This is a genomic window from Pseudomonas sp. AM4(2022) (assembly GCF_036346515.1).
In the GTDB taxonomy this organism is placed as follows: Bacteria; Pseudomonadota; Gammaproteobacteria; order Pseudomonadales; family Pseudomonadaceae; genus Aquipseudomonas; species Aquipseudomonas paracarnis.
In genome coordinates this window covers 53,541-65,546 of sequence record NZ_JAOTNW010000025.1, presented here as the reverse complement: position 1 = coordinate 65,546, position 12,006 = coordinate 53,541, and the positions used below count along the sequence as shown (strand labels likewise).

The 12,006-nt window shown below is 59.6% G+C and carries 9 protein-coding genes and 1 pseudogene; 4 read left to right on the top strand and 6 right to left on the bottom strand.

Annotated elements, in window-relative coordinates; genetic code table 11:
• Nucleotides 1-323: 323 nt before the first annotated feature.
• Entirely contained in the window at nt 324-1,409 is a 1,086-nt protein-coding gene (sfnG, locus tag ODQ19_RS24680) for a dimethylsulfone monooxygenase SfnG (protein ID WP_330211469.1), read from the top strand.
• A 70-nt stretch (nt 1,410-1,479) separates the two neighbouring features.
• Here the strand turns inward: sfnG and ODQ19_RS24675 are convergent.
• Nucleotides 1,480-1,956: pseudogene (locus ODQ19_RS24675) on the bottom strand (GNAT family N-acetyltransferase); the annotation flags it as partial.
• A 94-nt stretch (nt 1,957-2,050) separates the two neighbouring features.
• On the opposite strand from ODQ19_RS24675, the gene ODQ19_RS24670 reads away from it, so the two are divergent.
• Both ODQ19_RS24670 and ODQ19_RS24665 read left to right on the top strand, forming a co-directional pair.
• Nucleotides 2,051-3,637 (top strand): RimK family protein, encoded by a 1,587-nt coding sequence (locus ODQ19_RS24670; protein ID WP_330211468.1) that lies wholly within the window; start codon nt 2,051-2,053, stop codon nt 3,635-3,637.
• A 274-nt stretch (nt 3,638-3,911) separates the two neighbouring features.
• Nucleotides 3,912-4,952: a 2-oxoglutarate and iron-dependent oxygenase domain-containing protein gene (locus ODQ19_RS24665; protein ID WP_330211467.1), complete on the top strand. Its 1,041-nt coding sequence runs from the start codon at nt 3,912-3,914 to the stop codon at nt 4,950-4,952.
• Between the two features lie 67 nt (nt 4,953-5,019).
• Here the strand turns inward: ODQ19_RS24665 and map are convergent, their stop codons facing one another.
• The gene (gene map, locus ODQ19_RS24660; protein WP_330211466.1) at nt 5,020-5,802 is read right to left on the bottom strand and encodes a type I methionyl aminopeptidase; all 783 of its coding nucleotides are present in this window, start codon (nt 5,800-5,802) and stop codon (nt 5,020-5,022) included.
• Complete coding sequence (locus ODQ19_RS24655; protein ID WP_116665716.1) at nt 5,802-6,002, bottom strand: ParD-like family protein; 201 nt, start codon at nt 6,000-6,002, stop codon at nt 5,802-5,804. The genes map and ODQ19_RS24655 overlap by 1 nt, the downstream gene beginning before the upstream one ends.
• Before the next feature lie 369 nt (nt 6,003-6,371).
• Here ODQ19_RS24655 and ODQ19_RS24650 point away from each other — a divergent pair, with 369 nt between their 5' ends.
• A complete protein-coding gene (locus tag ODQ19_RS24650) occupies nt 6,372-6,641 on the top strand; it encodes a DUF1652 domain-containing protein (protein ID WP_116665717.1) in 270 nt (89 codons plus the stop codon).
• Nucleotides 6,642-6,715: 74 nt separating this feature from the next.
• Here ODQ19_RS24650 and ODQ19_RS24645 read toward each other — a convergent pair whose 3' ends face one another.
• From ODQ19_RS24645 to xylB, 3 genes are all read right to left on the bottom strand, one after another.
• Nucleotides 6,716-9,316 carry an autotransporter family protein gene (locus ODQ19_RS24645; protein ID WP_330211465.1) on the bottom strand — a complete coding sequence of 867 codons (2,601 nt, stop codon included), beginning with the start codon at nt 9,314-9,316 and terminating at the stop codon, nt 6,716-6,718.
• Nucleotides 9,317-9,460: 144 nt separating this feature from the next.
• Nucleotides 9,461-10,399 carry a carbohydrate kinase family protein gene (locus ODQ19_RS24640; RefSeq protein ID WP_330211464.1) on the bottom strand — a complete coding sequence of 313 codons (939 nt, stop codon included), beginning with the start codon at nt 10,397-10,399 and terminating at the stop codon, nt 9,461-9,463.
• A gap of 12 nt (nt 10,400-10,411) precedes the next feature.
• Complete coding sequence (xylB, locus tag ODQ19_RS24635; RefSeq protein WP_330211463.1) at nt 10,412-11,893, bottom strand: xylulokinase; 1,482 nt, start codon at nt 11,891-11,893, stop codon at nt 10,412-10,414.
• Nucleotides 11,894-12,006: the final 113 nt, after the last annotated feature.

Sequence of the window (12,006 nt, the reverse complement as noted above, 5' to 3'; positions counted from 1 at the left end):
GCGCGGGGCGGCTAAACCGGCATCCCTGCCGGTTTACCCCCCAAATCCCTGACGAATTCCGGCCAGCGTGGTTTGACGGGGCGCCTAAGATCAAAAGCAGATCAAGAGCTACTCGCTTCGCATCGTGGATACGTTTGACGGCGCCGGTCGCCACTGTTGCTCCAGCAACAGCAGATCCACAAATCACTGCGATACCAGGCACTGGCAAGCCAACGCTTCAATCCCCCTTTTTGCGCCGTAACCCCCACGCTACGGGCATTTGCCTGCCCCTGGCACGCTTGCTGCCTAAGCACTGGTACATCCCCTGTGCGAGGTACCGTCCGATGAGTCAGCAAGCCGTGAAATTTGCCTATTGGGTACCCAACGTCAGCGGTGGGTTGGTCGTCAGCAAGATTGAGCAACGAACCCACTGGGGCATCGAGTACAACCGCAAGCTGGCGCAACTGGCGGAGGCGGCGGGTTTTGAGTATGGCTTGACCCAGATTCGCTTCACCGCAGGTTACGGTGCCGAGAACCAGCATGAGTCCGTGGCGTTCAGCCATGCGTTGCTGGCGGCGACCACCACCCTCAAGGTCATCGCGGCGATCCTGCCCGGGCCGTGGCAACCGGCGTTGGCGGCCAAGCAACTGGCGACTATCGACCAGCTCACCAACGGGCGCATTGCGGTGAATATCGTCAGTGGCTGGTTCAAGGGCGAATTCCAGGCGATCGGCGAACCCTGGCTGGAACACGACGAACGTTATCGCCGCTCCGAGGAATTTATCCGCGCCCTCAAAGGCATCTGGAGCCAGGACGATTTCACGTTCAAGGGCGACTTCTACCGCTTCAACAATTACAGCTTGAAACCCAAACCGCTCGGCCAGCCGGAAGTGTTCCAGGGCGGTAGCTCACGGGCGGCGCGGGACATGGCGGCACGCGTGTCGGATTGGTACTTCACCAACGGCAACACGCCCGAAGGCATCAAGGCCCAGGTTGACGACATTCGCACCAAGGCTGCAGCCAATCACCATTCGGTGAACGTGGGTGTAAACGCCTTTGTGATCGCCCGCGACACCGAAGAAGAAGCCCGCGCCGTACTCGCCGAAATCATCGAAAAAGCCGACCCCGAAGCGGTGAATGCGTTTGGCGATGCGGCCAAACAGGCGGGCAAGGCCTCACCGGAAGGCGAGGGCAACTGGGCTAAGTCCAGCTTTGAAGACCTGGTGCAATACAACGACGGCTTCAAGACCAACCTGATTGGCACGCCGCAGCAGATCGCCGAGCGCATCATTGCGCTCAAGGCCGTGGGCGTGGACCTGATACTGGCCGGCTTCCTGCATTTTCAGGAGGAAGTCGAATACTTCGGCCAACGCGTCTTGCCGCTGGTGCGCGAGCTGGAAGCCAAGGCCGGGGTCAAGCAGGTGGCTTAAACAGCACCCGCCGGCCTGCAATACCTGGGATCGATCCAGGGCGCCGCCGAGTATCTGTTCGACATCGCTGTACGTTCTGGGGGCGTGCGACCTGGTGCTGGAGGATGCGTTTTTCCAGCCGAATAGCGGCGGTGTGATCCTCGTAATAGTCATTTATCAGCGCAAAGCGGCGATAGCCATTGCGCTCGTACATCGCCAGGGCACCGCGGTTGTCGATGCGCACCTCCAGGCGCAGGTAGGCGCAATCATGCTCCAGGGCGCAGGCCTCGATGCGCGTCAGCAATTGCTTGCCCAGGCCCATGCCGCGCGCATGTTCGGCGATGGCGATGGAGTACAGGCGCGCCAGTGAAGTGCCGCGATGGAACAACACCAGTGCATAACCGAGCAATTGCGCGTCGTTTTCCGCTACCAGTAACTGGCCATGGGCACGGCTGATCATCCACTGGAAACTGCGCGGTGAGAGCCGGTCGGTGGTGAAACAGTGGTGTTCCAGCGCGACCAATTGAGGCCCATCAGCGGGGGTTGCAACGCGAAAGGAAAGAGCCATATAACCGCCGTAAAAGTTACGTAACGAAACGGGACTTCTCTAAAAGATCGTGCTTAATAGAAAAGGTCGAGTTCTCTAAAGCGGATCAAATATTATGTCAGCGGTACAAGGTCATTGGCGTGAAGTATCCGAGCAAAACGTCGCGGCGACAATAACTTCCAGCGGTTATTTATCGGTCGCCACCAAAGCGTCCAAGCAAGTGGTGATCATTGTCGAACGCAAGGAAGATTGGGCCTCCTACTTTCCCAGCGAAGACATCGTGACGGCCCAGGAATACCTTGAGCAAACCCGTGAAAACGAGACGGGTAAACGTGTGCAGGTCATCAACCTGTGCCGCAGTTACAAGTACCTGGGCCATGGCTACTACTGCTCATTGCTGGCCGAAGCGCGCGGGCACAAGGTGATTCCGTCGGTGCGCACCATCAGTGAACTGACTAAAAAGTCGCTGTATGGTTTGTCACTGGACGACCTGGATAAAACCCTCGATAAAGCCCTGAGTCATCACCTTTACAGCAATACCGAAGGCTTTGTCCTGACGCTTTATTTTGGTCGAACCAATATGGAACCGCTGCAAGAGTTGGCCCGCCAGTTATTTGAAATCTTCCCGTGCCCGATCTTGTTAGTTGAGTTTAGCAAACACAATGGCTGGCATATCGACGGGGTTAAGTCCGGCGTATTGCACAAGTTGCGTGATGACCAGGAAGACCAGTTCGCCCACGCCCTCGACAACTTCAGCCGCAAGATCTGGCGCCAGCCGCGCTCACGCCGCTTGGCGCGGTATGACCTGGCGATTCTTCACGACCCTCAGGAGCAACTGCCACCGTCCAATGCCCGCGCCCTGGAAAACTTTGTGCGGGTCGGCAAGGGCCTGGGCATCGATGTGGAGTTGATCGAGCGCAAGGACTATTCACGTCTGGCCGAGTACGACGCCTTACTGATCCGCGAGACCACCAGTGTCGACAACCACACCTACCGCTTCGCCAAAAAAGCCGAAAGCGAAGGCCTAGTGGTGATGGACGACCCGGCGTCGATCCTGCGGTGCACCAACAAGGTTTACCTCACCGACCTGCTCAACAGCCATCAACTGGGCATGCCCGCCACCGAGATTCTCTACAAGGAGCGACCGGAAGACTTCGAAAGGGTCGGCGAGCGCCTGGGCTTCCCGCTAGTGGTGAAGATCCCCGACGGTTGCTTCTCGCGCGGCGTGATCAAGGTGCAAAGCCAGGAAGCCCTGCTCAAGGCCACCGCCGAGTTGTTTGAACATTCGGTGCTGTTGCTGGCCCAGGAGTTTTTCTACACCGAGTACGACTGGCGCATCGGTGTGCTCAACCGCAAGCCGATCTTCGCGTGCCAGTACTTCATGTCCAAGGGCCACTGGCAGATTTATAATCACAAGGCTATCGGCCAGGACATCAACGGCGAATGCCGCACCCTGGCGGTCCATGAAGCGCCCAAGGCGGTGGTGGAACTGGCGGTAAAGACCGCCAACCTGATCGGCGACGGCCTCTACGGTGTTGACCTCAAGCAGTCCGGCGACAAAGTCGTGGTGATCGAGGTCAACGACAACCCCAACCTGGATGCGGGCATCGAAGACGCCTACTTGCAGGACGACCTGTATGGCTTGGTGCTGGAGGAGTTTGTGCGCCGCCTGGAGCTTAAGCGCCAGGGACAGGTGTGGTAACAATCAAGCAGATAGCCGAAACTCGCGGTTGCCAGGGCAGGAAGGCGAGCAACCTTTACCTGCCGTCGGACGGTTGATTCGATACCAGTAAAATCGACATCCGGTTATTTTCAGGTTGTCCGCCTGAGTCTATAAATACCGTTCCCAGATGGGAATATAACGACGTTCATGATTCAGGCTCGCAACGTTGGGCCTGAAGCAGTTCCGTTGATGGAGCAGTTCAGCGTCACATTTGTGAGTGCACGTCTCTTTAATGGATTTAAGGAGACACGACATGACTGACTTAATAACTTTTGCCCTGCCTGAAGCTGTAACTGATAGCAAGGCCGATCGCCAATTGGGCCGAGCGCTAATAGATGCGTGGCGCAAAGACGGTATTTTTCAGATCAGCATCCATGACGAACAGGACCAGAAGGTCAAGCGCGCCATGGCAGCCAGCAAGGCTTTTTTCAAACTGCCCCGGGAAGAGAAGTCGCGCTTAGTCAGCAGTCTTACCTATGCAGGGTATGTTGCTTCTGGCGAAGAGGTCACGGCTGGCGAGCAGGATCAATCGGAAATTTTCACCATTTGCAAAGATCTCCCACTGGAGGATCAGCGCGTCGTAGACGGCTGGCCGTGCCACGGTCCCGTGCCATGGCCCAATGACGAATACCGCGACAGCATGAAAGCCTTCCTGGAGGAATTGGGTGACACGGGCGAAAAGTTGTTGAAGTTGGTGGCACTCGGACTGGGATTGGAAATAAATGCATTGACGCAGCTTAGCCAGGATGGCTGGCACCATATGCGTGTTCTGCGTTTCCCTGCCGAGTCGGCGCAAACCTGCCGAGGTATTGGGGCCCATACCGACTACGGCATGCTGGTGATCGCTACTCAGGATGAGGTGGGAGGTTTGTATATTCGCCCTCCGGTCGACGGTGAACATCGCAAGCGCAACTGGTTGCCTGACGAAAGCACTGCAGGTTTATTCGAAAACGACGAGCCCTGGACGTTCGTGAAACCGTTACCGCGCGTGTTCACAGTGTTTCCGGGTGATATTTTGCAATTCATGACCGATGGACTTCTGCTCTCGACGCCTCACAAGGTCAAGCTAAACTCACGTGAGCGTTTTGCCATGGCCTACTTTCACGAGCCGAGTTTCAGCGTTTCAGCCAGGCCATTACTCAGTCAGAGCCGTACTGAACGTATTCATTACGGCACACATTTCACCAACATGTTTATGCGTTGCTATCCGCAACGGATAACGACCCAGTGCATTCTCAAGGATAATCGCTTGAGCCATCTGGAAGGTATTAGTCTAGCCCACGCGCACCCTTGAGTTTGTTACTCTCCCGAGCGGGTAGGCCGCTCGGGAGACTTTTCAATGGCCGATCAGCGCCCATTGCTCAAGGTAGTGATTCCATCGGTTCTGCATCAGTTTGTTTTTGCAACGTGAGCACCTCAAACCCGTCCGCCGTCACTGCCACAGTATGTTCCCACTGCGCCGACAGACTGTTGTCCTTGGTCACCACCGTCCAGCCATCCTTGAGACTGCGCGTCTTGGCGCCGCCCTGGTTGAGCATGGGCTCCACGGTAAACACCATACCTTCGCGCAGAACGAGGCCGGTGCCAGGGCGGCCGAAGTGCAGGATTTGCGGTTCTTCATGCATTTGCCGGCCGATGCCGTGGCCGCAGTATTCGCGCACCACGCTGTAGCCGTTGGCTTGCGCATGGGTCTGGATAGCATGGCCGATATCGCCCAGGCGCGCGCCGGGCTTGACCTGACGGATACCGGCCCACATCGCCTCGAAGGTCATCTCCACCAGGCGCCTGGCCTTGGGCGTCACGTTGCCGATCATGTACATCTTGCTGGAGTCGGCAATGAAGCCGCCTTTTTCCAAGGTGATGTCGATGTTGATGATGTCGCCGTCCTTGAGCAATTGCTTGGCGCTGGGCATGCCGTGGCACACCACCTCGTTGATCGAGGTGTTGATGCAGAAGGGGTAGTCGTACTGCCCCAGGCTGGCAGGGCGGGCCTTGAGGTCATTGCGGATGAAGGCTTCGACGGCGCTGTCCAGCTCCAGGGTAGAGCGGCCGGCGGCGACGAAGCCGTCGAGCATGTCGAAGACTTGCGCCAACAGGCGCCCGGCTTCACGCATGACGGCCAACTGTGCGGGAGTCTTGATCATTAGCTGCGCCCCCGGATCAGGTCGGGCTTGTCCAGCAACAACTTGTTGATCAGCTCGTTGTAGGGCAGGTGCGGGTTGAGTTCGGCGAGCAGGCCGATCTTGATCCAGAACTCGGCTTGGGCGTTGATGGAACGGTCCATGGCGGCGCTGGCCATGCGCAGTTGTTCGTGCAGCTGATCGGTGATCTTGACGATGCCCATGAGGTTCACTGTGTCTAATTGATATACAAATCGTATATGTTTCGTATGTTGAGCGCAAACCTGCTTCGGCTTAGCGGTGATGAGTTGATTGTTTGCGATATGTTGCCGAAAAAAAGCTTTTCACATAAGCGCTTGGCTCGATGCCGCGAGTTAAACGTTTAATCGCTGCGGTTCGACGATGATGTCAAGAGGGTGGCTTTCTTTAATATGAGCAAGCGGTTTGCTTATGAGGAAAGGTTACAACCACCCCGGTTTTTGCCGAGTAGGCTTACTGATTGAAAGCGTCTTCCAGGGTTGGCAAGACGTGGCAGGCAAGTGCCTGTCGGATACATATAACTGTTGGCAGTCTCAAAAAAGGAGAGGTTAGCCATGCTTTCAGAACTAGAGCTTCGCAGCATTATTGAAGGAAGTTTCCTGCCTAAACGGTGCGAATGCACCAAGGCCGAAGATGCCTCGTTGACGATCAAGGTCTACGACGACCGCGACCGGGACCGGGTGGATTTGGAAGTCAAAGGTATACACCCTGACAAGCTCGACAGCAGTCGAGCGATTTGCAACCTGATCTCCGGGTTGCGTGAAGACCTCAAGCAAAGCCACGCACCGGTGCAGCGGCGCGCTGGTGGGCGCGGCTATCATTAATTGATCGCTTGAATGTAAGTCGACACCCTGTGGGCCTGGTATGTGCCAGGCCCAATGCTGACCAACCTTGCGCTTTACCAGCGTGCTCTCACGCCGGCAGTGCCGCTGATACCCTCAAAGTTATTGGCGTCCAGATGGGTTCCATACTTGCCCTCCATATACACGCTGAACGCGGACGACAATTGAGCCACCACACCGACGCCCATATCAGCCGTGGAGGACTTGTGATCGCTCTTGATCCGGTCCACCCCGTCGAACGTCACCGTGTCGCTACCGCCGAAGGTGTGCCAGACATTCGCCCGTACGTACGGCTCCACGGGTGTGTTGCTGACCAGATAGCGGCCCTTGAGGCGTGCGCCGATGCGGCCGGTCCAATATTCCTGGGAGTCGAAAGACACCTTGGAAATGCCATCGTGCTGACTATCCAGATCGATCTTCTGGCCGATGACCTGGGCCTGAGGTTCCACCTCCCAATGCTCGGACAGCCTGAACGGGTAGCCGGCCTCGGCGGATAACGCCAGGGCGTGGCCCTTGGTATCCATCTTCATCCCTCGGTCAGACTTGTTGTCGCCATCCAGGCGGGTACCCATGGCCACCAGGTCGACGTACCAACCGGTCGGATCGGTGAGTGTCCAGTAGGCGCCGAAGTTGTCGCCGTCGAGTTTGACTCGCCCGGAGCGATGGTTCTGCCAGCCCATTGCAAAGCCCTTCACTTCGCCGCGCAGGCGGCTCTGGCCGATCAAGAGGCCAAGGCGTTGCGTCTGCCCGCCGCTGGTTTCGGCGGCGTAGAGGTCATGGCCAACTTGATAGCCCTTGACCGTGCCGTCAAAGCTCGGCGCCACGGTGCCCGACCAGCTTTTGTTGAAATCACTGCCATAGGCGCGGCCCCAACCTGCCGGCACTGCACCGGTCTCGGTCAGCAGGCTTTGCTCGCCCTGGCGTTCATGGAAGGTGCCCAGCGCCTGCAACGTCATCAGTTGCGCAGCGGGGATGTCCACGGAGTAGACCGGAACTTCCAGGCGATACAGAGGAATCGGCGCAGCACCCGCCACGGCGGTGGGAAGCACAGGGTTACTCGCCGCCGATTGCGGCGACGTGGCCGCGGCGACTTGGCTGGGCGGTGGCGCGGCAGGCTCGACCGGGGGCTGCGGTTGCGCAGTGGGCGGTTCCACAGAGGGTTCATCCGAATCCACTACAGGTGGAGTGGCGGGGATCGGCGGCACCGGCACCACCACGGGCGGTGTCGGTGGTACGGGTGGGACCGCCGGCGGTTGCACGGCCACCACCGAGGAACGAAGGAACCAGCTGTTTTCTGTAGTGGCGGTGGTGCCGCCCTTGAACAGCAGGTATTCATACGCCCCGGCGGAGACCGAGCCCTTCAAGGCAAACGCATCGTTGCTGCTGACGGCGCCGTTGAGTGCCTGGACCACTTCGATGCCGTTGTTCTGGGTCAGCCCGCCGATACCGCCGAGGTTGCTGACGCTCAGTTGGGTGTGACCGCTGATGTTGCCATCGGACACTACCAGCTTGTCGGTGGCCGAGTGCTCGTCACCCAGCACGGTTTGCAGGCGCAACTGGCCGTTGTTGCCTGCGTAGTTGCCATGCACCGTCAATACGCTGGTCGCGCTGTTGTCGGTGGTCATGTCGACGGTGCCGGCGTTATTGAGCGTCGCCAGTTGGCCAGCCGTATAGGGGCGGATGCCGCCTTGCGCCACGGCCAGGGTACTGCTGCCGTCGATGTTGAACGTGCCGGTATTGCTGCCACTGTCACCGAGGAAAAAATCCCCGGCCAGGTCCAGGCGCGAGTTGTGGGTGAGGTTGACGGTCTCCCAGCCGATATAGCGGGCCGCGGTGCTGGATGTTGTCGCGTCGAAGGTCAGTTGATCGTTGCCCAGGCCGCCATCGACGGAGGGCGTGGTGGCCAGCAGGCTTTCATTCAAGCCGCGCAGCAGGGCGGTGTCGTCACCATCGCCCATCAACACCGAGGACTTGATCTGCCCACCGTCAAGCCACCGGAAAGTGTCGTTGCCGACGCTGGCACGGATCTCACCACTGATCACGCCGCCACTCACGGTAATGCTGTCGTCACCACCGCTGGTGCTGATATTGCCGCCGATGCTGCCTGCGGAAATGATGATGGTGTCGGTATCAAAACCGGTGACCAGGTTGCCCAGAATGGCGCCTCCGGACATGTCATAGAGGTTCTTGTCCAGCTTCATATTCACTCGGCCAATGGTGCCTCCGGTCTGGTAGGCCACATCGCCGTCCTCAAAGGCATCGACGATGGTGCCTCCCTCCATCCTGAAGGTGTCGAGCCCATCGCCCTGGAACAGCGCTTGTATTTGCCCACCCAGCATGACGAAGTCATCGATGCCGGCCCCTTGTTGCGCCGCGCCGGTGATCTGGCCGGATTCGATGCGCACGGTATCCACGCCAGGGCCAAAGGTGACATTACCGTTGATGGTGCCGGTACCGCCCGCAGGAAGGGTCAGGCGGTTATCCCCGGAAAGGTCGGTAAGGCCGGGGCTGCTGCCGCTGTCGCACGTATAGGTATCGTTACCGGTACCCGGGGTGAGAACGCAGGCGGCGTGGGAGGGGTGAGGGTTCATGTACTGCAATGAGATGAGGCCGACAGCTAAAACGGCCCGGGTCGAGAAACCACTGGGCATTTGCATGGGTGTGTCCTAGGTTTGTTGTAATAACTGCTCCTGTTTCTGGGTTTAGCACAGTTTTTCAGTAGCGCAATTTTTTGTGCATGGCGCGCAGGCCACGGAATACGTGGCCTGCGTGATGGCACTTTGGGCTTTTAGCCGCCCAGCTCAACCCAATTGGTGACGATAGGGCAGGTCCGGGCCGGTCTTGCCGCAGGTCAGTGCGGCAGCCCGGATCGCGAAGCCCAGCATGGCGTCGATCTGCTCGCGGCTCAGGTTTTGCAGCCCGTCGATCGAGTCCAACTGCTGTTCCGTGAGCCACGCAATCAGCGCCGCCTGGAAGGTATCGCCGGCACCCACCGTATCGGCCATCACCACCTTGACCGCAGGTTGCGACCAACTGCCATGCTGGCGGCTGAACACCGACGCACCGTCGCCACCACGGGTGAGGAACACCAGTTGGCAGCGGTGTTGCAGCCAGCCTTGCAGCACGCTGTCCGGTGACTGGTCGGGGTAGAGCAGGTGCAGGTCTTCGTCGCTGACCTTGATCAGGTCGGCGTGTTGCACCAGCTCTGCGACGCGTGCGCGCCACAGGTGGATATCGGGCTGCGGGTTAAGGCGCACGTTGGGGTCGAGGCTGATCAGACGCTTGCCGCTTTCACGCTTGACCAGGCTGAGCAGCGTGTCACCAATGGGTTGTACCACCAGCGAAAACGAGCCCACATGCAGCCCGCGAATCTCATCGCCCAGGTGCGGCAGGTGCGTCAGTTGCAATTGCCGGTCGGCGCAGCCTTCGCCGCGAAAGCTGTACTGCGGCGAGCCGTTGGCGCCCACTGCCACCATGGCCAGGGTGGTCGGCGCGTCGAACGCCACCAGAAAGCGTTCGCTGATACCTTCGTCTTTCAGTACCTGTTGCAAGCGCCGTCCGAGGTAATCGGTGGACAGGCCGGCGAAGAACCCCGACTCGATCCCCAGGCGGCGCAAACCCACCGCCACGTTGAACGGCGAGCCACCGGCAATCGCCTTGTAGTTGAGCTTGGCGGCCTGCCCGCTGGCATCCTCCTCGCTGAAAAAATCAAACAGCGCTTCACCACACACCAGATACATAGTTGCTCGCTCTTAAAGGGTTGCCACGTGCTGTTGATAACGCTCATACGCCTGTTGATAGGCGCTGACATTGGCGGCCACGGGTAAGGTGCGGCTGGCCGGGTCAATGCTCACGCATTTGTCGCACAGGCGGGCCAGCGGTTCGCCGCTCTGGCACCACGCCGCCTGGATCGCCGCGCCCAGGGCGGCGGCCTCGCTCTGTTCGGTACACACCACTTCGGTGTGCATGATATCGGCGACCATTTGCCGCCACAGCGGGCTTTTCGAGCCGCCGCCGATCAGGCGGATGCTCTGGCTTTGCAGGCCGGTCTGGCGCAGCAGATCAAGGCCGTAACGCAGGCCGAAGGTGGTGCCTTCGACCACCGCACGGCTTAGGTTGGCGCGGGTCAGGTTGGTCATGGTCAGGCCCAGCAGGCTGCCGGTGGCGTGGGGCAGGGCGGGCACGCGTTCGCCGTTGAGGAACGGCAACATGCTCACCCCATCGGCCCCGATCGGCGCCTGTTCGACAAGAGCGTTGAAGGCGTCGAGGTCTAGGTCGAACAGCTCGCGAATCACCCCGGTGGCGTTGGTCAGGTTCATGGTGCAGATCAGCGGCAGCCAGCCGCCGCTGGAGGAGCAGAAGGTCGCCACCGAGGCCTGGGGGCTGACGTTTGGCTGGTCGGCAAAGGCATACACAGTGCCCGATGAGCCCAGGCTCATGGTGATCACGCCGGGGGCGATATTGCCGGTGCCAATGGCGCCCATCATATTGTCGCCGCCGCCACTGGACACCACCGCGTTGGGGTTGATCCCCAGGCGCTCCGCAATGGCCGGCAGGATCGTGCCCACCGCTTGGTCGGCTTCGATCAGCGTCGGCAAAGCGGCTTGCAGGCGGCCGCTGGGGTCGATGTGCTGGAGCAACGCCACATCCCATTCGCGGCGGCGCACGTTGAAGTATCCGGTGCCCGATGCATCGCCGTACTCGGCGCAGGCGCGGCCGGTGAGCCAGTAGTTGAGGTAGTCGTGGGGCAGCAGGATATGGGCAATGCGTGCGAAGACGTCGGGATGCTGCTCGCGGGTCCAGAGCAACTTGGACACGGTGTAACCCGGGGCGATGGCCACGCCCAGGCGTTCCAGGGAACCGCGTTCGCCACCCAGATGCTGCAGCAATCGGTCGTTCTCCGGTGTGGTTTCGGTGTCGCACCACAGCTTGGCCGGGCGCAGCACCTGGCCTTGATCATCCAGCAAGACCAGGCCATGTTGCTGGCCGGATACGCCGATGCCGAGGATGTCCTGGCCATCCACACCGGCCTGTTGCAGGGCGCGGTGGGTGGCTGCGGTGAAGGCGTCCAGCCATTCCTGGGTATGTTGTTCGCGGCGGCCATTGGCGCCGCTGATCAAAGTGTGCGCGGCGGCGCCCAGGCCCAGCACCTTGCCGCTGGACGCATCGAGGACGATGGCCTTGGTGCCTTGAGTGCCGCAGTCGATTCCGAGGAACAGGTTTTGCTGGGTCATGATGGAGTGCTCAGCATTATTATTGGGTTGAACATACGGTCGATGTGGGAGCTGGCTTGCCTGCGATAGCGGTGGTCCAGTCAACCCTGCGGTGACTGCCGGGCCGCTATCGC